At 68.9% G+C, this 18,493-nt stretch carries 14 protein-coding genes; 3 read left to right on the forward strand and 11 right to left on the reverse strand.

Features of this window, described 5'->3' with window-relative positions; translation table 11 throughout:
* Positions 1–293: 293 nt before the first annotated feature.
* Both BM237_RS03060 and BM237_RS03065 read right to left on the reverse strand, forming a co-directional pair.
* A complete protein-coding gene (locus tag BM237_RS03060) occupies positions 294–830 on the reverse strand; it encodes an ATP-binding protein (protein ID WP_093847538.1) in 537 nt (178 codons plus the stop codon).
* Between the two features lie 48 nt (positions 831–878).
* On the reverse strand, positions 879–2,645 hold the full coding sequence (locus BM237_RS03065; protein ID WP_093847540.1) for an ABC transporter substrate-binding protein: 1,767 nt from the start codon (positions 2,643–2,645) through the stop codon (positions 879–881).
* Between the two features lie 239 nt (positions 2,646–2,884).
* Here BM237_RS03065 and BM237_RS03070 point away from each other — a divergent pair, with 239 nt between their 5' ends.
* Positions 2,885–4,348: an aminopeptidase P family protein gene (locus tag BM237_RS03070; RefSeq protein ID WP_093847542.1), complete on the forward strand. Its 1,464-nt coding sequence runs from the start codon at positions 2,885–2,887 to the stop codon at positions 4,346–4,348.
* A gap of 105 nt (positions 4,349–4,453) precedes the next feature.
* Here the strand turns inward: BM237_RS03070 and BM237_RS03075 are convergent, their stop codons facing one another.
* The 9 genes from BM237_RS03075 to BM237_RS03115 all read right to left on the reverse strand — a co-directional run bounded on the left by BM237_RS03075 (position 4,454) and on the right by BM237_RS03115 (position 16,165).
* Positions 4,454–5,167: a GntR family transcriptional regulator gene (locus BM237_RS03075; RefSeq protein ID WP_093847543.1), complete on the reverse strand. Its 714-nt coding sequence runs from the start codon at positions 5,165–5,167 to the stop codon at positions 4,454–4,456.
* Between the two features lie 123 nt (positions 5,168–5,290).
* Positions 5,291–6,712 (reverse strand): aldehyde dehydrogenase family protein, encoded by a 1,422-nt coding sequence (locus BM237_RS03080; RefSeq protein ID WP_093847545.1) that lies wholly within the window; start codon positions 6,710–6,712, stop codon positions 5,291–5,293.
* Positions 6,709–7,710 carry a proline racemase family protein gene (locus tag BM237_RS03085; RefSeq protein ID WP_093847547.1) on the reverse strand — a complete coding sequence of 334 codons (1,002 nt, stop codon included), beginning with the start codon at positions 7,708–7,710 and terminating at the stop codon, positions 6,709–6,711. Before BM237_RS03085 ends, BM237_RS03080 begins: the two co-directional genes overlap by 4 nt.
* A 43-nt stretch (positions 7,711–7,753) precedes the next feature.
* Positions 7,754–8,617 carry a dihydrodipicolinate synthase family protein gene (locus tag BM237_RS03090; protein ID WP_093848071.1) on the reverse strand — a complete coding sequence of 288 codons (864 nt, stop codon included), beginning with the start codon at positions 8,615–8,617 and terminating at the stop codon, positions 7,754–7,756.
* A gap of 124 nt (positions 8,618–8,741) precedes the next feature.
* Positions 8,742–10,238 (reverse strand): NAD(P)/FAD-dependent oxidoreductase, encoded by a 1,497-nt coding sequence (locus BM237_RS03095; RefSeq protein ID WP_093847549.1) that lies wholly within the window; start codon positions 10,236–10,238, stop codon positions 8,742–8,744.
* Positions 10,219–10,533, reverse strand: a complete 315-nt coding sequence (locus tag BM237_RS03100) for a (2Fe-2S)-binding protein (protein WP_093847551.1) — start codon at positions 10,531–10,533, stop codon at positions 10,219–10,221. The genes BM237_RS03095 and BM237_RS03100 overlap by 20 nt, the downstream gene beginning before the upstream one ends.
* A 53-nt stretch (positions 10,534–10,586) precedes the next feature.
* Positions 10,587–11,747, reverse strand: coding sequence for an NAD(P)/FAD-dependent oxidoreductase (locus BM237_RS03105; RefSeq protein ID WP_412719649.1), 1,161 nt, complete (start codon positions 11,745–11,747; stop codon positions 10,587–10,589).
* 366 nt (positions 11,748–12,113) lie between these two features.
* Positions 12,114–14,645 carry a collagenase gene (locus BM237_RS03110; RefSeq protein ID WP_093848075.1) on the reverse strand — a complete coding sequence of 844 codons (2,532 nt, stop codon included), beginning with the start codon at positions 14,643–14,645 and terminating at the stop codon, positions 12,114–12,116.
* 338 nt (positions 14,646–14,983) lie between these two features.
* A complete protein-coding gene (locus BM237_RS03115; RefSeq protein ID WP_277347713.1) occupies positions 14,984–16,165 on the reverse strand; it encodes a S1 family peptidase in 1,182 nt (393 codons plus the stop codon).
* 347 nt (positions 16,166–16,512) lie between these two features.
* Between BM237_RS03115 and BM237_RS30475 the strand changes: the two genes are divergently transcribed.
* Together BM237_RS30475 and BM237_RS03125 are read left to right on the forward strand one after the other, a co-directional pair.
* Positions 16,513–17,031: a transposase gene (locus BM237_RS30475; RefSeq protein ID WP_093847555.1), complete on the forward strand. Its 519-nt coding sequence runs from the start codon at positions 16,513–16,515 to the stop codon at positions 17,029–17,031.
* 374 nt (positions 17,032–17,405) lie between these two features.
* On the forward strand, positions 17,406–18,446 hold the full coding sequence (locus BM237_RS03125) for a glycoside hydrolase family 11 protein (RefSeq protein WP_093847557.1): 1,041 nt from the start codon (positions 17,406–17,408) through the stop codon (positions 18,444–18,446).
* Positions 18,447–18,493: the final 47 nt, after the last annotated feature.

Here is an 18,493-nt window from a genome sequence, read left to right on the forward strand (position 1 = left end):
ACGAACGTGATCTGGTTCCAGTCGGCCACCGGCGTCAGGGTGGTGAGGTCGGTGGCCGATGAACAGGGCGCCTTGTTGAGAGCTGGTGTGGTGCCTCTGGCGTGTGGTTTCCGAAGGCTGATTTTTCCGTGGTGACGGCTCAGCGGTGTAAATCAGTGAGGGGGGCGCATCGACAGCCGACGCTGTTCGGTTCCTTGTGTTCCGGGGGGTTCTTTCCAGGCGGTCGTCCGTGAGGAGACTCCTCTGGAGCGGTGGCAGGGTTTCTCGGTGCGGGAGTCAGGAGCTGAGCGGCCTTACTCCTCCGCAGCGGTCAGGTACGCCCACCGGGTGGCAGTCCCGCTGTGGAGCCGCGTTCCGTTCTCTTCCGATAGGGCTGCGATGATGTTGTTACCTCGGCCGTTCTCTTCTTGCGAGGAGTATTTGGCCAACCGGACCGCCCTCGGATTGGGGCCTGTGTCGGTGACTTCTATGTGGATGGCCTTGGGGTGGCCGTAAGTGTGGCGTACCTCCAGGATGACGGGGGGCAGGGCGTGCTGGACGGCGTTGGTGACCATCTCCGTGATCACCAGGAGGGTGTTGTCGAGCAGTTCGGGTTCCAGGTGGGTTTCCAGAGCCGCACGCACATACCTACGTGCCAGGCCTGGAGCCTGGTTCGTGTGCGGGAGCAGGCTTGTGACCTTGCTTCCCTCGCTGTCTCGCGACATGTGGTGACCAGGTGCGGAGCTGTTGGCCGGCCTCTTCCCGGAGGGTTCTGTGAAGTTTTCCTCGGGGTGGTGGCTATGGTCGGCTGGCTGGTTCCGCTGTGAAGCAGGAGTCTTGAGCGGTGACATGTGGGGTCCTCTGCGCGCGCTGTGCCGTGTCGGGTCCGGATCGGGCGGTCATGATGCGTTGGATCCTCGGTCGCTCGAGGATTTTTCGGGGTGCTTCAGACCGATCACCGCGTAGTCGAGCTGGCCGCTCCACACGGAGTGTCCGAAGGCACCCGCGATGTTGTTGCCGACCAGGAGCGGTCTGCGTTCCCACAGCAGAGGGATGGCCGGCGACTTCCGCATGATCTGCCGGTCCAGTTCTCTCCATGCCTGGTTGGCTTGGGTGGCGTCGGCCATGACCGAGATTTCGTCTATTCGTTCCATGGTTTCGCCGTCACGGAACTGCGAATAGTTGCCCTGGTTTCCCTTCTCTTTGATCGTGCGTCCGTCGAACAAGAAGGGGAGGAATGTGGCTCCTGACGGGTAGTCGGGGCACCATCCGCTCAAGGACATATCAGGCGCTTTCCTCGCGTCGCCGATGGTGTCGAAATAGACGGCCGGGTCCACGATCTGAATTCTGACGTTGATTCCGATGCGGGAGAGGTCCTTTTGGATGGCCTGAGCGCGGGCTGTGTCTTCCCTGGATACGGTGAAGTCGGCGGTGACTCGCTGTTTCAATCCGGCTTCGGTCAGTAGTTCCCTGGTCCGCCCCGGGTTGCCGGTGGGCGACAGGTCGAGGGGGTTCACTCTGTCGCCGCCGGTCAAGGTGGGGGGGAGGTAAGAGGTGGCGGGCTCGTTGAGTGCGGGGCCGCCTCGAGTTGCGACCTGGTCTTCCCTGTTGATCGCGTACTGGACGGCCTTGCGGACCGTGGAGTCGTCGAAGGGCGGCTTGGATGTGTTGAGGTGCAGCATGTCGGTGCAGCCGGTGATCTCGGCGACGAGTCGCTTGCGTGGTGCGCTCTTGGATGTGTCGGCCAGTAGTTCGGGCATGCTGTCGGGCTGCGTGTCGGACCACTGGACGGAGGAGGCGTCCTCGCCTTCGCTTGCGATGAGCCGATCGTCGATGTGTGCGCCGTTCCGTCCCATCCGCACGACAATCTTGTCGGGGTAGGCCTTGCGAACAGGGTCGGTGGCCGGGTCCCAGTGCGGGTTGCGTATCAGGACCATGCGTTCACGCTTGCTATATTTTTCGATCTTGTACGGTCCTGAGGAGAAGGGCCGCAGGTCGTAGCGGGTGCCCTTCTCCTGGGCGGGAGGAACCGGCGAGAAGGTCGGCAGGGTCGCGGTCTGGGAGAACTCGCTGACGGGGCGGTTGAGGCGGAAGACGATGGTGCGGTCGTCTGGAGTTTCGATCGAGTCCAGGTGCTCGCCGTCGAGGGGGCCCTCATACCCCTCGGTACCAGCGAGGTACCTGCGGGCGTAGTCGGGCCCGCCACTGAGTTGGGGGGCGAAGGACCTCTCGACGTTGTACTTGACGTCCTGAGCCCGGATGGGGCTGCCGTCTTCGTACTTCAGACCCTTCTTCAGAGTGAACGTCCACACTCTCCCGCCTTGGGAGGGCCGGCCGAGGTCGGTGGCGAGGTCTGGAACGAGTTCGGTGCCGCCTCTGCCGGGCTCCGCTTTGAAGGTGACCAGGGTCCGGTAGAGCAGGCGGATCCCGAAGTCCATGGCGGGCATGACCCAGTTGCGGGCAGGGTCGAGGTGAGGGAAGTCCTGATCGGCGAGGACTGTCAGAGTGCCGCCTCGCTGGGGTGTTCCGCCGACGATTCCGACAGCGCCAGGGGTGTGCTGTGCCAGCCCCTCTCTCGGGTCGTCATCCATGGAGCAGGCGCCGAGGCCGGCAGCCAGGCAGACCGACAGTGTGGTTGCCAGGGTCGTGCGTAGGAGCTTGGTCATCGTGCCACTCCGTCGTGGGAGACCGGTAACAGTGCGCAAAGAGGCCAGGTCTGCCCTGCCGGGCGGCAGGTCGTGCACCCCTCCACTGAAGTGGTGTGTAACATAATAATGTAAAATTGCATTGGCAAGAAGGCAGGACTCCCGTTACCTTCCCGTGCCCAACGGCGTCCGTGACACCTCCCCTGCACCAGGCATGGCGCATCGCCGAGTCCGGTCGCCCCCGATCTCCCGGAGCCAGCATGCCCCCGCCCTCAGCCCGCCCTACCACGGGCAGCCACGACCTCCCGACCTCCCCCGCCCTGTCGTCGTTCATGAGCAGCGGCTGGGCTCCCTCCCATCTGCCTCGCGACGTACGCGTCCCCGGCTACCAAGCCACCTCGGCTCGGCGGGCACGGCTCTCGGAACGCTTCCCCGGCGAGCGGCTCGTCCTGCCGGCCGGTGATCTCAAGGTGCGGTCCAACGACTGCGACTACCATTTCCGCCCCCATACCGCCTACGCCTGGCTGACCGGCCTCACCGGCGAGGACCAGCCAGGCAACGTGCTGGTCATGGAGCCCTCCGGCCCCGAGGGGCATCACCCCGTGCTGTACATGCGGCCTCGGTCCTCGCGCACGGGCGAGGAGTTCTACCGTGATCGCCGGTACGGCGAGTTCTGGGTCGGTCGCCGCCCTGACCTCGACGAGGCGGCGCAGCTCACCGGCATCGAATGCCGCCACCTGGACGAGCTGGCCGTTGCGCTGTCCGGGCCCCAGCCCCTCGCCCGGGTTCTGACCGGGATCGACTGTGCCGTTGACGCCCTGGTCGAGCCCCGCGTCTCCAGCGAAGCCGAGCGGTTGCGGGAGAAGGAGCTGGAGGCCTGTCTGTCCGAGCTCCGTCTGATCAAGGAGGCCTGGGAGGTCGAGCAGCTCCAACTGGCCGTGGACCACACCACGGTGGGCTTCGAGGACGTGGTGCGGGCCCTGCCCCGAGCCTTGCGCCACCGCCGCGGTGAGCGGTGGGTCGAAGGGATCTTCAATCTCCGGGCCCGTGCCGAGGGGAACGGTGTGGGGTACGAGACGATCGCGGCCGCCGGAGCACATGCCTGCGTACTGCACTGGGTACGGAACGACGGCCCCTTGGACCCCTCCCAACTCCTGCTGTTGGATGCCGGGGTGGAGACCGACACCCTCTACACCGCCGACATCACCCGTACCCTTCCCCTGTCGGGACGCTTCTCCCCCGTGCAACGGCAGGTCTACAACCTGGTGCTGGCAGCCCAGGAGGCCGGCATCGCCGCGTTGCGGCCAGGCGCCTCGTTCCGCGATTTCCACCGCGCTGCCATGAGAGTGATCACCGAAGGCCTGTGCGACTGGGGCGTGCTGAAGACTCCCGCCGACGAGTTGGGCGGGGACAGCGGCCTGCATCGCCGCTACACCCTCTGCGGCAGCGGCCACATGCTCGGCATGGACGTGCATGACTGTGCCAAGGCCCGTGCCGGTGCGTACGTTGAGGGAGTGCTGAAGGAAGGTCAGGTCCTGACCGTCGAGCCGGGTCTGTACCTGCAACCCGACGATGAGACCCTGCCGGCCGAACTGCGGGGCATGGGCGTGCGCATCGAAGATGACCTGGTGATCACCAAGGACGGGGCGCGGCTGATGTCCTCCGCGCTGCCCAGGACCGCGGACGGCATCGAGGAGTGGATGGGCGCGCTGCTTCAGGGGTGACGGGCCCACCTGCTGTTGGGTGAGGAGCGTGTCCGACCGGACACACTCCTCACCCTGTTCGCGAGGCTCCGCGGACTCTGCGGGGACAGCGCCGACTTTGCGAGGTCAGCGTGCGTTCAGTTTCCGAGCCGGGGACTTCTGCTCGGGCGTCTCCTGCTTGCGTGCGGCCCACAGGGAGCGGACGTGCGCCAGGTGGTGGCGCATGTGTTCCTCGGCCGCCGCGGCGTCACCGGCCAGCATGAAATCCAGCAGCTCGGCGTGTTCCCGCGCGGAGGCCACCAGCGCGCCCGCTTCCGCGAGCTCGGTGAGTCCGTAGAGCCGGGAGCGTTTGCGCAGGTCGCCCACCGTCTCTACGAGGCGTGAGTTGCCGGCCAGGGCGAGCAGGCCGAGGTGGAAGCGGCGGTCCGCCTCCAGGTAGCCGATGAGGTCGCCGGCGCGCGCGGCGGCCACGATCTCCTCGGCCGTGGGGCGCAGGGCCTCCAACTGCTCCCGCGTGGCGGACCTGGCCACCTTGCCGACGGTCGGGATCTCGATCAGGGCGCGGATCTCGGTGAACTCGTCCAGGTCGCGCTCGGACAACTCGGTGACACGGAAGCCCTTGTTGCGCACCGATTCGACCAGCCCCTCGTGCGCCAGGTCCAGCATGGCCTCACGGACGGGAGTGGCGGAGACGCCGTACTCGGCGGCAAGGGTGGGGGCGGAGTAGATCACCCCGGGCCGCAGTTCGCCCGCGATCAGCGCGGCCCGGAGGGCGTTGGCCACCTGGTCGCGCAAGTGCTCTTGCACCGAAACGAGTTTCCGGGGTTTCAGCTCGCTCATGGGTTCCCCTCCGTGGGTTTGTGATCCCACTATACAATGTCACGTTGCGCGGTACTTGCGCCATCCCCGGCGCGACCGGCCAGGTCGCGCCGGGGATCGGGAGGGGACCCGTCTCGCGGCGTTTCAGGCTGATGCGGCGGGCAGGAGGGACACTGTGCGGCTGGAGGTGTAGAAGTCCATCGCGGCGTGTCCCTGTTCCCTCATTCCGTAACTGGAGTCCTTCTCTCCCCCGAAGGGGAGGTGGAAGTCGACACCGGTGGTCGGAGCGTTCACCCGCAGCATGCCCGCGGTGAGGCGGTCGACCGCCGAGAGCGCTTTCGCCAGGTCACCCGTGTGCAGCGACGCGACCAGGCCGTAGTGACCGCTGTTCGCGGCCTGGACCGCTTCGTCGAAGTCCGCTGCCCCCGACAGCACCGCGATGGGGCCGAAGATCTCACGGCGGTGCAGCTCGTGTGCGGCGGGCACGTTCTCCAGCAGCACCGGATCGACGTACCAGCCCGCTGCTGCGCCCGAACCGCGCCGACCGCCCCCTGCTAGCGCACGTGCCCCGGTGCTGAGGGCGCTGTCCCGGGCTCGGACGACACGGTCGCGGGCCGCTTTGGAGATGACGGGACCGCAGACCGCGGCCGCCGCGTGGGGGTCGCGGGCGGGCAGCTCCCGCAGGGCCTCCGCCAGCGCCTCGCGCAGTTTCGGCAGAGCGCTGCCCACTGCGATCACTCTTCTGGTGGCGGTGCACTTCTGCCCCGCGTAACCGGCGATCGCCGCGGCGATGTCCGCAGCCGCCTTCCCTATGTTGGCGTCCGGCAGGACCACGGCAGCGTTGTGGCCGCCCATTTCCGCCTGGGCGGGGATGCCGCGGGCTGCGGCGGCACGGGCCACCACAGCGCCGACGGCGGTCGAGCCGGTGAAGGAGACGACATCGGCCAGGCCGATCAGGGCGGCGCCGGCTTCGGCGCCTCCGGGAACGACCTGCAGAACGTCTGCGGGCAGGACCTCCTTGAGGATCTCGGCCAGCCGCAGAGCGCACGCGGTCGCCTCCGGTGCGGGTTTGAGGACGACGGCATTGCCGGCGGCCAGGGCCGGAGCGGCCTTCCAGGACGGAATGGCCAGCGGGAAGTTCCACGGGGTGATCAGGCCGGCGACGCCGTGCGGGCGCCGCCGGGTGAGCAGCAGCCCCGGCCCCGAGGCCGGCTCGTGCACCGCCCCGGTGGCGTCGTAGGGAAGCTGAGCGTAGTAGCGCCAGATCGCCGCCGTGCGCGCCAGCTCGCCGCGGGCCTCGGCGAGCGGCTTGCCGACTTCCCTCACCAGGAGTCCGGCCAGTTCCTCGGACGCGATCTCCACGGCGTCTCCGGCACGGCGCAGGGCTGCGGATCGCGCGGCCGCGCCGGCAGCGAGCCACTCGCTCTGGGCTCGGGCAGCCCGCCGCACGGCACGGGTAGCGGTCTCGGGGCCGCAGCCGTACAACTCGATGAGGATGTCGCTGGGGTCGGCGGGGTTGCGGGAGATCACCGGGCTGTCGGCCGCCGGGGCGGGAGGGGTGTTCACAGCAGGAAGCCTTCCGGGAACGGGTCTGTGGGATCGAGGAAGAACTGGGCGGTACCGGTGATCCAGGCGCTTCCGGTGAACGTCGGCACCACGGCCGCCCTGCCGGCGACCTCGGTCTCCTCCACCAGGCGGCCGGTGAAGGAGGTGCCCAGGAAGGACTCGTTGACGAAATCGCGGTGCAGAGGAAGTTCCCCCCGGGCGTGGAGCTGCGCCATTCGCGCCGAGGTGCCGGTGCCGCAGGGCGACCGGTCGAACCATCCGGGGTGGATGGCCATCGCGTTCCGTGATCGTCGGGCATCCGACCCCGGGGCGAGGAGCTGGACGTGATGGCATCCCGTGATCCCTGGATCCTCCGGGTGCACCGGTTCGCCTGCGGTGTTGATCGCAGCCATCACCTCCAGGCCCGCACGCAGGAGTTTCTCCTTGCGTGACCGATCGAAGGGCAGTCCCAGTTCCTCGACGGGGAGGATGGCGTAGAAGTTGCCGCCATAGGCCAGGTCGTAGGTGATCCGCCCGAAGCCGGGAACTTCGACCTTCTCCCCCAGGGCAACGGCGAAAGAGGGGACGTTGCGCAGTGTCACTGCGCGGGCGGCGCCGTCGTGGACGTGGACCTCGGCGGTGACGAGCCCGGCCGGTGTGTCCAGCCGGACGGTGGTCACCGGCTCTGTCACCGGTACCATGCCGGTCTCCACCAGGACGGTGGCGACCCCGATGGTGCCGTGCCCGCACATGGGCAGGCAGCCGGACACCTCGATGTAGATGACCCCCCAGTCCGCGTCGGGGCGGGTCGGAGGCTGCAGGATCGCCCCGCTCATCGCCGCGTGCCCGCGCGGTTCGTACATCAGCAGGGTGCGGATGTGGTCCAGGTTGCGCATGAAGTACGTGCGTCGTTCGGCCATGGTGGCCCCGGGGAGCGGTGCGATTCCTCCGGTGATGACGCGCGTGGGCATGCCCTCGGTATGGGAGTCGACGGCGTGGAAGACACGGCGACTACGCATGGCTGTTCTCCTGCGGACTGGGGTGTCGGGGGTGCGGGACGGATCAGTTCAGACCCTCGGCCAGGACCTTCTCCGTCACGGATCGCACGGCGGCCTCCGCCTCTGTGTCCAGCGGGGAGCGCGGCGGGCGGCAGGGGCCGCCGTGTCGTCCGGCGATGTCCATCGAGAGCTTGATGGCCTGCACGAACACGTGCTTGGTGTCCCAGCGCAGCAGCGGGTGCAGCGCTCTGTAGAGGGGCAGTGCGGTCTCCAGGTCCTGGGCGATGGCGGCCCGGTACAGTGCGACGCAGGAGTGGGGCAGGGCGTTGGGGTAGCCGGCGATCCAGCCGACGGCGCCGGCCAGGGCCAGTTCCAGCAGGACATCGTCGGCGCCGATGAGCAGGTCCAGGCCGGGGGCGCACTCAGCGATCTCGTAGGCCCGTCGCACGTCGCCGCTGAACTCCTTGACCGCGACGATGTGCTGTTGCGCGTGCAGATCGGCCAGGAGCTGCGGGGTGAGGTGGACACGGGTGTCGTAGGGGTTGTTGTAGGCCACCACGGGCAGCCCGACACCCGCGACCTCGGCGTAGTGAGCGCGGACCTCCGCGTCGTTGGCGCGGTAGGCGTTGGGGGGCAGCAGCAGGACGGACCCGGCGCCGGCCTCGGCAGCCTGCTCAGTCCAGCGCGCGGCCTCGGTGCTGCCGTAGGCGGCCGCTCCGGCCATGACCCGGCTGCCGTCCCCGGCGGCCTCCACCGCGGTGCGGATGACGCGGGCGCGTTCGTCGTCGGTGAGGGTCTGGTACTCCCCCAGGGAGCCGTTGGGGACGACGCCGTCGCAGCCGGCGTCCAGCAGGAAGCGGACGTGTTCGGCGTAGGCGTCGTAGTCCACCGACAGGTCTTCCCTGAAGGGAAGGGCGGTGGCCACCATGACACCGCGCCAGGGGTGTTCGGGGCTGTGCTGGGATGCGCTCACGTTCAGTTCTCCTTGGGTTGGGCGAATCCGGCCGGGCCGGTTTTCGAGGGGGTGGGAGGTTCTGGTCGGGTTGCGCCGGTCAGGGGCGCCCCTGGGGGCGGTGCCTGGCGAGCTGGACGAGGGGGACGGGGCGGGACAGGGGGCGCCGATCCGCGCTCACCGGTGCGCTGCCGTCGCCGGACACGAGGCAGGAGACCGCGGGGCCGCACATCCGTCCCTGACACCAGCCCATGCCGGCCCGGGTCAGCAGCTTGGCCGTGCGCGTGTCGCCCGCGCCGAAGGTGTCGACCGCCTCGCGCACGGATGATGCGTCGATTTCCTCGCAGCGGCAGATCTCGGTGTCGCCTCGCAGCCACTGGGGCCAGGCCGGTCCGGGCCGGTGAACCCGCGCCATGAGGTCGGCGAAGGCCCGCAGCCGAGTGGCGCGTGTGCGCAGCGCCGCAGCCGTGCGCGCGGCAGTGGTTTCGCCGTGCGCTGCGGCAGCGACAGCATGGGCGGCCAGCTCTCCCTCGCACAGGGCGAGCTGGGCGCCGCCGACGCCGTTGGTCTCGCCTGCCGCCCATACGCCTTCGACGCTGGTGCGCAGGAAGGAGTCCACCACGAGGGCGGGTGTGCCGTCGGGTGCGGTGCGGGTAGCGCAGCCCAGTTCCACGGCGAGTTCGAGCTGGGGTACCAGACCGTGGCCTACCGCCAGGGCGTCGCAGGACAGGTGTTGCTCGGTCCCGGGCAGCGGCCGCCAGTCGCCGTCCAGCCTCGCCACGGTCACGCCGGTGACCCGGTCGGTCCCATGGGCTTGGACCACGGCGGTCCGGGTGCGCAGCCCTACCCTCCGGCGGGCGAGCGCCGCCGCGTGCCGGGCTCCTTCGGCGAGCTTGCCGAGGTTGCGCAGCAGTGGTCCCGGTCGGCGGGCGTAGGGCAGGTAGCTGCTCGCCTCCAGGACGTATGGCACGCGGGCCCCGGCGGCGGACAGCGAGGCGGCCGCGGCCAGTAGCAGGGGGCCGCTTCCGGCTACGATCACGCGCCGGCCCGGCAGGACCAGGCCGGACTTGATCATGGCCTGGGCTCCTCCGGCGCCGACGACTCCGGGCAGTGTCCAGCCGGGGAAGGGCAGCTGGCGCTCGTAGGTTCCGGTCGCCAGCAGCAGGTGGTGCGCCGGCACGCTCTCTCCCGGTGCCTCGCCGGTGTTCTGGTCGCCAGGCGCGGCCCGGTCGTGCGGTGGCACGGTCGCGGTGGTGAGCAGTGTCCAGCGGCCCGCGTGGTCGCATGATTGTTGGATGGTCCACACCTGTCGTCCCGGCAGGTGGCGGACCCGGCCGACCTGCTTGTGCTGACGCAGCCGGGTCTCGAGGGTGGTGAAGGCGGGCCAGCCGTGGTGGAGGGCCTCGGGGCGTCGTGCTCCCAGGCCGGGCGCGGGGTGGCGGTAGTACTGGCCGCCCGGCCTGGGTTCGGCGTCCACCAGGGCTACGGTCAGCCCCGCATCGGCCGCGGTGACGGCCGCGGCGAGTCCGGCGGGTCCGGCGCCCACGACTGCCAGGTCGTACGGGGCTCCGGAGGGCTCAGCAGGCGAGGTCGGCACGGCCGTCTCCTTCCTGGGGGGTGACGGTGTCGCCGTCGTGCGCCGGCACCAGGCACGCGCGCTGGTTGGGGCGGCCGTTGACGGTGATCAGGCAGTCGAAGCAGACTCCCATCCCGCAGAAGGCACCGCGGGGGCGCCCGCCGCGGCGGGTGGTGCGCCAGGAGACGATGCCCGCGGCCCACAGGGCAGCGGCGATGCTCTGGCCGGGCAGTGCCGGGAGCTTTCTGCCGTCGTAGTCGATGCTGATGGCGGAGTGGGGTTCAGCCCGCACCAGCCCGGCCGGGGTGCGTGACATGGGACCTCCCTGGGGTTTCGGCGGGCGGTGGTCGCCGGTGCGGTGCCGCGTGCTCATGCGTGCTGGACCTCTGATTCGAAGCGGTCGGGGCGGAAGGGGGCGAGGTCCAGCGAGGGCTTTTCCCCCGTCAGGGCCTGTGCGAGCAGCAGCCCCGTGGCCGGTGCCAGCCCGATCCCCGCGCCCTCATGCCCGCAGGCGTGGTGGAGGCCGGGGACGCGGGGGTCGGCGCCGATCGCCGGGAGGTGGTCGGGCAGGTAGGGCCGGAAACCGTGGTAGGCGCGCAGGACGGAGACCTGGGCCAGGATGGGGAAGAGGGTCACCGCGCTGTCAGCCATGCGCCGCAGGGCCTCGGTGGACAGGGTCCTGTCGAATCCGGTGCGCTCCCGGCTGGACCCGATCAGTACGGGGCCGGCCGGTGTGCCCTCGACCACGGGGGAAGTCTGGAGGGAGGCGGAGTCGCTGGCGACGTCGGCGACGTAGGCGGCGGCGTAGACCTTGTGTCGCACCACGCGGGGCAGGGGTTCGGTCACCAGGACGAAGCCCTTGCGCGGCATGACCGGCAGGGTCGTCCCGGCCAGCGCGGCGATCTGCGCTGACCAGGTGCCGGTGGCGTTGACCACCACCGGGGCCTTCAGCTCGCGGTGGGGGGTGCGCACTCCGTCGATCCGCCCCGCGGGGGTTACCAGCACCTCCGTGACCGCCTCCCGCAAGTGGAGGGCGGCGCCCGAGTTCTGGGCGGCGCGCAGCAGGCGGGACGCGGCGAGGGCGGGCTGCACCTGGGCGTCCTGGGGGTAGTGGACGGCCCCGGCCAGGCCGGGGGCCAGGTGCGGCTCGAGGTCCGGCAGCCGGTCGGCGGGCACCTCTCGGACCACGACACCGGCTGCGGCCTGCCCGGCGGCCATGCGGCGCAGCGCGGACCACTCGGTGTCGTCCGCGGCCACCACGACTCCGCCCTTGGCCTCGTATTCGATCCCTTCGGGCAACTGGGCGGCCAGGTCGCGCCACAGGCCCGCAGAAAGCTGGGCGAGATCGAGCTCGGGGCCCGGGGGCTTGTCCGAGACCAGCAGGTTCCCCTCCCCCGCCCCCGTCGTACCACCGGCCGGGCTGCCGCGGTCGACGACGGCGACGGCGAGTCCGGCGCGGGTGGCGTAGTAGGCGCACGCGGCACCGACGACTCCCGCGCCGATGACGACGGCATCGACGGTCTGTCTCATGAGCACCACAGTAATATGTCACATGCTTCTGCGATAGCCCGGGAGGCACCGTTTTCCTTTCGGAAGGGAACGCAGAAGCCGGGGCGGGCGCGAGGGATTCCTCACGCCCGCCCCGGCGATCACCGGAAGGCGGAGCGGGCCGGTGCCACCTGAGCGGCTACCTGGACAGGACCGAGACTGGTCGGGTTGCGCGGCGACGGGAGGCGTCGCCCCGCTGTTCCGGCTCCGCGCCTCTTAGGCGCGGTAATACTATGTCACACCTCATTGATGTGCGTGGTGCTCTGCCCGGGCCCTGTGGCAAGGCCACGGTGCCGGGACGGGCGGGGTTCCTTCGCCCGCCCGGCGGTCGGCGAGGAGGCGGAGGGGTCAGTACTCGGTCTTGACGGTCACCCCGGAGAAGTCTTCCGCGGCGGCCAGGCTGATGTAGTTCCAGCCGGCCGCCGGGTTGGTAATGGTGAGCGTCTCGCTGCTGCCCGCGCCCGTGGACCGGCTGGTGTAGGTGGTGGTGGTCGCCCAGGTGCTGTTGCTGTAGTAGAGGTCGGCGTTGCCGGTCCCGCCGGATGAGGTGATCTTCAGTTGCTGGGTGCCGGCGGGGAGGTAGATGTAGAGGTAGGCGTAGTTCCCGGCGGTCGCGGTCAGGTTGCTGCGCTTGCAGTTGCGGTCGAGTTCCCGGGTGTCGCTGCCGGTGCACTCGGGAGTGGGGTCCGCGCCACCGACGGCGATGCTCTGGGTGGCGGTGCTGGTGGCGCCCTTGTCGTCGGTGACGGTCAGCTTCACGGTGTAGGTGCCCGCCGCCGTGTAGGTCTTGGAGGGGTTGGCGGCGGTGGAGGTGGTGCCGTCGCCGAAGTTCCACGAGCGCGAAGCGATGGTGCCGTCGGAGTCCGTGGAGCGGTCGGTGAAGTTCGCCGTCAGACCGCTGACGGCGACGGTGAAGGACGCGGTGGGCGCCTGGTTGCCGGGCGGGTTGGTGGAGCCGCCGCAGTCGCCGGCTGCACACCGCGACAGCCAGCTGTACCAGTCGCTGTTGTAGCGTGTGCCGATGCTGCCGGTCAGGTAGGAGCGGGCCGCGTTCCAGTTGCCGGTGCGGTAATAGCCCAGGACGGTGTCCATCTCGGCGCGGTGGGACTGGAGCATGTAGCGCACGGCGAGGTAGCCCCAGCGGTAGACGCGCGTGGAGTCGTGGCTGTAGGTGGTGTCGAACAGGGTGCTCAGCGCGTAGGTGCGCTTGCCCGCCTCGGTGATGGCCGCGTCGTAGCGCAGGTTGCGGTAGGAGTAGGACACGTACTCGGCGAAGCCTTCGATCCACCAGATGGTGGGGGTGGCGACGTTGGCGTTGAAGTCGCCGTACATGTTGAAGCGGCCGTCGAGGTAGTGCGTGTACTCGTGGTTGAGGTTCCAGATCTCGAAGGCCGGACGCACCCACTCGGCCTCGTAGGCGATGAAGCGGGCCTGGTTGCCGGCGGCGGAGGGGTTGCCCTCCAGATACATGCCGCCGTTGTTGGTGTCGATGCCCCAGGTCGCCCCGGCGTAGGTCCGATAGTCGGTGCTGCTGTCGTAGACGACCACCTCGAGGCTGGTGTTGCGGTCGCCGGCGACCGGGCCGCTGTCCTTGGCGATGCTGTGGAAGTAGGCGTCCTGGTCGGCCAGGCTGCGGCAGGTGTCCGCCAGCTGCGCCGAGGTCATCTGCTGTGCGCGGATGCGGAGACTGGCACTGCAGGTGTGGTTGATCACCAGGACGTCGGCCATCAGGCGCTGCTGGAGGTTGCAGGTGCCGTAGTAGCCGCAGTTGGCCTTGTCGTAGTTGTCGGTCATCTCGGCGATGCCGACCCACAGCGGGGCGGTGGCTCCCTTGATGGAGCTCTGGTTCAGCAGCCCGGCCGCCTGCGGCCGGACCGTGTTCTGCATCGAGGTGTGCTGCAGGAACCGGGCGTGCTCTCGCCCGGCGTTGGAAGCCAGATAGCTCTGGTCGGTACCCAGGAGGTTCTTGTGGGAGGAGGCGAAGTTGTGCAGCGTGTCCAGGATGCTGCGGTCAGAGGACACCGCGGCGACGAAGGCGGGCACCTGGTGACCGCGGAAGAGGACGGTGTAGACGTTGTTGACCGCGGTGAGCATCCACCAGGAGGAGTTGTAGGTGCTGTTGTAGTCGTTCAGCAGCCGCTTGACGACGTACAGGTAGCGGGCGTTCTCCTCGGCGCTGTCGATCAAGGTGACGGCCTCGGCGAGCACTTCACCGTTGGCGTCGGTGACGTCCCGGGAGCGGGGGTTGGCGAAGAACGCGTCGAGTCCGGCGCGGATGGCGGTCTGCAGGCCCGGTCCGTAGGTGCCCACGGTGGCCTCGTTGTACCAGTGCACGTAGTAGCCGGCGCGCAGGTAGAGCACGAGCTGCGGCATCCCGGTACTGCCGTTGCCGGGGTAGGAGGCGGAGCCGTCGCGCAGCGCGTAGGCGACGCTCGTCATCTGGCCCTCGCGGAAGGCGTGGTAGGCGTCGCTTCCGGTGAGGCTGAACAGAGTGTTGATGCAGTCGGTCGTGGATGCCTTGATCTGCTGCACCAGAGCACTGCCGGTGCGGCTGGTGAAGTCGCTCGTGCTGCAGCCGGGCACCGCTGCCGCCGAGGCCTTCCCCTTCTTGGAGGCCTTCTTCTCCGGGGCCGCCTGCATGGACGGCCTCTGCCGCGGCGCGAGGGAGGCGGGGTCATCGTAGTCCCGGCGCAGCGCGTCCTTCGTCGAGGGCAGCGGGGCGCGGTCCTCGACCTTCAGCGGCTTGTGGCGAACGTGTTCGGGATCGTCGCCCGCCTCTGTCTGCACCGAAGCCTGAGGCGGTACGTCCTTGGGGGCCTGTTGTTCGGTTGACTTCTCACCTACGCGGCTCGGGGCGGCGTGTCCCGGAGCGGCGAGCATCCCGATCCCGAGGCACAGCGCCAGGATCAGCACACTCAGCCTCGCGAGAGGGAGTCGGGCATTTTCTGTTCTCACTCGCTGCCTCCAGCGGGAGGAAGGGCCGTATGGGGGCACGGCCGGGTGGGGTGTCCACACGACGGGCCCGGAGGAGCAGCGGGGAGGCACACTCCCCCGGGTTGTCATGGGCACATCTATAAGATGTGACAGGTAATATTGCACATGTCACTTCGGGTGGGAAGAGTCCGAAGTGAAGGAATGGAAAGCGCGCCTGGAGTTCGGCGCCTCCGGCGAGGAGCCGCCGCGCTCCCTCTGCGCCGAGCGCGGCGGCCTCTGCCCGGTCAGCCGGCCAGGAGCGTGACTCCCAGAGAGGAGAGCGCGCGACTGATCGGCTCGTGGATCATGCCGCAGCCGCTGTTCGGGCCGCCGCTGAGAATGCCGTGCGCGGTGGATCCGTTGTAGACACCGCTACCGCTGTCGCCCGGCGCCACGCACGCCGTGCTCCAGGTCATCCCGGTCAGGGTGCGGCCGGGGTAGTAGACGGTGGCATTGGTGTCGGTGATCTGCCCGCAGGTGTAGCCGGTGGTGGAGCCCTGCTTGCACACGTACTGGCCCACGTAGTCGTAGTTCCAGCTCCGGATGGGCTGGGTGGTGTAGACCCACCCCCGCGGCTGCCAGAAGGCAGGATCACTGATCCGCACGGCGGCGTAGTCGCCGTAGTAGCCGAAGTGGTAGGACGCGGTGCTGCCCACACCCTGGTAGCCATAGCTGTAGGTCGGGACCTGCCAGTAGGAGGCGGCCTCGGTGCAGTGCCCGGCGGTCAGCATGTAGTAGCTGGAACCGGCGTAGGCCATGAAGGCGCTGGTGCAGCGGGTGTTGCCGCCATAGATGGCCAGCCCCGAGCGCAGCGGCGGGTCACAGGAGTACTGCCCGCCGCAGTACAGCGGCTCGGAGGCGTGCTGGTAGGTGTCGATGACCAGTGCGTCCCCGAACTTCCGCTCGGCCCAGCGCACGGTCCGCTGCTGCTCCCCCGTGAGCTCCCTCCCCTGCGGAAGGTCCAGTCGCAGCACGTTCTTCTCGGTCACCACCGCGGACTGCAGGCCGTACTCGGCGCCCTTGTTGGCCTTGGCGATCCGCTTGCCCAGCTCTTCCGACATCTTCTGCAGTTCGCTCATGCCGCGCTGGACGACCACGGCCTCGGCCGCCGCCTTCGAGGCAAGAGCGCTCACCGTCGGCACCGCCGACTTCCCCGTCACCGCGACCATCAGCTTGCCGCCTCGGTCGTGGTCCACCCACGCCCCGCCGAAACGCGCTCCCAGTCTCTTGCGCAGCTTGGTGGCGAGAGCGGCCTGCTCGTCCTGCCGCGCTATGCGCCGCTGCCCTTCCTCGGCCGGGATGCCGTAATCCTTGGCCAGCTGGGTCACTGCGGCCTTCTGCTGGGCGTCCAGGCGCGGTTGGGCCTGGACCGCCTCACCGGCCGAAGCCGGCGGAGCCAGGAAGACCGCGGCGATGAGAGCAGCCAAAGCCGCCCACACCGCCCCCGACAACCGTAGTGAAGCACCGTGCATCGAGCACCTCCGTGTGATGGAGCGAACACCGGATGCAGTGGACACCTCACGCAGCGCGTCGATGAACATCCGGCGTCAGGAGCATGACAGGGAACAATATGGCGGGTGACATTTCACATATCAAGGGTGGTGTTTCAATCTCCGCAGAACCACTCGCTGTGCGTAGGCAAACCCCCTGGTCAGCGAGACCAGTTCTCCTGCGACTCGCCTCAACAAACTGCTACATGGCTGGTGAAGCTTCCCCTTGATCGTGGACACCTGGAGACTGGGACCTGAGGTTCCACCAGAGGAAGTAGCACCAGGTGGGAGGCAAGTACACGAAGCGGTACACCGAGGAGTTCAAGCGGGACGCGATCGCGCTCGTCGACTCCTCGGGCAAGACGGTCACCGCCGTCGCCCGGGAACTCGGCATCAGCTCCGAATCCCTGCGCGGCTGGTACCGCCGGGCCAAGGCCGACCGGGCCGAGGGTGCCCCGGGCGAGTTGACCGGCGTGAGCGTGAGGAACTGCGCCGGCTGCGCAGGGAGAACCGTAACCGCCGCCGCCTGCGCAAGCACAAGATCTTCGGCTACTCACACCAGCCGAGACCAGGCAACGGCGTCAACACGCCCTCGCGGCATAACGAACGAATGTCCAAGATCACGGGGAAACTTCACCGACACCCTCACCCCATCTCCCGCTCCGTCCCCGGTCCGTGCCTCTCGGGCCGGGGACGGCCGCGTTCCGCCCCCGGCCCCACCATGGGTGGCCGCCCCCGCCTCCACAAGTTCCGGAAAGGCTCCGGAAATTACGGAGGAGATCCCTCGCTCATCTCCCACATGATCGAAGCCATCCATGGAAGCCGGCGAGAGCCTCCGATCCTCTGTGGTGCCTGAGCAGGTTCTTTCTGACTCCATGAAGATTCGGGGCGTCAGGATCCTTCCGTAATCCTTGCGGAAACCATTGACAACCCATCAGGGCGAATCAACACTGTCGGCGTCGACAGGCCCCGACCGTTGTCGACCCGGGCCACCCCTGCCGTGGTCCGGCCCTTCGGTTGCCGGCCGTGCGGTGACCGACCGATCGACCGACCTTCACCGTCGTCGTACGGCACCGGCACACGGCGGCCGGCCCCGGACGGGGCCGGCCGCCGAAGATCCCGCAGATCCGTACGCGATGCCCGGCATCGCCGCCGATCCCTACGAGGAGGCACGCACATGCACGACGCACCCGCACAGCGGAAGAGACGCAGACCCGGCCGCACCGGGCTGCTGCCGAGGAACAGCCGGTTCGCCCGGCTGAAGCTGCTCATCGCCAGTGCCTGCGCCGCAATGCTCGCGGTCCTGGCCCTTCCGCCCGGTGCCGCCCACGCCCAGACCATCACCTCGAACCAGACGGGCAACCACAACGGGTACTTCTACTCGTTCTGGACCGACGCCCCGGGGACGGTCTCCGCCACCATGGGGTCCGGTGGCAACTACAGCACCTCGTGGAGCAACACCGGCAACTTCGTCATCGGCAAGGGCTGGAGCACCGGCGGCCGCCGGACCGTGACCTACTCGGGCAGCTTCAACCCGTCCGGCAACGCCTACCTGACGCTCTACGGGTGGTCCAGGAACCCGCTGGTGGAGTACTACATCGTCGACAACTGGGGCACCTACCGGCCCACCGGGACCTTCATGGGCACGGTGACCACCGACGGCGGTACGTACGACATCTACAAGACGACGCGGTACAACGCCCCCTCGATCGAGGGCACCAGGACCTTCGACCAGTACTGGAGCGTCCGGCAGCAGAAGAGGACCGGCGGCACCATCACCACCGGCAACCACTTCGACGCGTGGGCCCGGGCCGGAATGCAGCTGGGCAGCCACGACTACATGATCATGGCGACCGAGGGCTACCAGAGCAGCGGCAACTCCAACATCACCGTCGGCGGCACCTCCGACGGTGGCGGCGGCGGTGGCGGCGGTGGCGGCGGCGGTGGTGGCGGCGGCTGCACCGCGACTCTGTCCGCCGGCGAGAGGTGGGACGACCGGTACAACCTCAACGTCTCGGTGTCCGGTTCCAGCAACTGGACCGTGACGATGAACGTCCCCTCCCCCGCCACGATCCTGTCGACCTGGAACACCACCGCCACCTGGCCCAGCAGCCAGGTCATGGTGGCCAGACCCAACGGCAGCGGCAACAACTTCGGGGTCACCATCAAGCACAACGGCAACTGGACCTGGCCATCGGTGTCCTGTAGCGCCGGTTAGCCACCGGCAGCGCTCCGAGCACCGCACCCGTGGCGCGGTGGCCCCCG

Source organism: Streptomyces mangrovi (genome assembly GCF_900114215.1).
Taxonomy (GTDB): domain Bacteria; phylum Actinomycetota; class Actinomycetes; order Streptomycetales; family Streptomycetaceae; genus Streptomyces; species Streptomyces barkulensis.

Coding starts and splice junctions, on each gene's coding strand:
- BM237_RS03060 (WP_093847538.1), bottom strand. CDS start 830: ATGTCACCGCTCAAGACTCCTGCTTCACAGCGGAACCAGCCAGCCGAC.
- BM237_RS03065 (WP_093847540.1), bottom strand. CDS start 2,645: ATGACCAAGCTCCTACGCACGACCCTGGCAACCACACTGTCGGTCTGC.
- BM237_RS03070 (WP_093847542.1), top strand. CDS start 2,885: ATGCCCCCGCCCTCAGCCCGCCCTACCACGGGCAGCCACGACCTCCCG.
- BM237_RS03075 (WP_093847543.1), bottom strand. CDS start 5,167: ATGAGCGAGCTGAAACCCCGGAAACTCGTTTCGGTGCAAGAGCACTTG.
- BM237_RS03085 (WP_093847547.1), bottom strand. CDS start 7,710: ATGCGTAGTCGCCGTGTCTTCCACGCCGTCGACTCCCATACCGAGGGC.
- BM237_RS03090 (WP_093848071.1), bottom strand. CDS start 8,617: ATGGTGGCCACCGCCCTTCCCTTCAGGGAAGACCTGTCGGTGGACTAC.
- BM237_RS03100 (WP_093847551.1), bottom strand. CDS start 10,533: ATGTCACGCACCCCGGCCGGGCTGGTGCGGGCTGAACCCCACTCCGCC.
- BM237_RS03105 (WP_412719649.1), bottom strand. CDS start 11,747: ATGAGACAGACCGTCGATGCCGTCGTCATCGGCGCGGGAGTCGTCGGT.
- BM237_RS03110 (WP_093848075.1), bottom strand. CDS start 14,645: ATGCTCGCCGCTCCGGGACACGCCGCCCCGAGCCGCGTAGGTGAGAAG.
- BM237_RS03125 (WP_093847557.1), top strand. CDS start 17,406: ATGCACGACGCACCCGCACAGCGGAAGAGACGCAGACCCGGCCGCACC.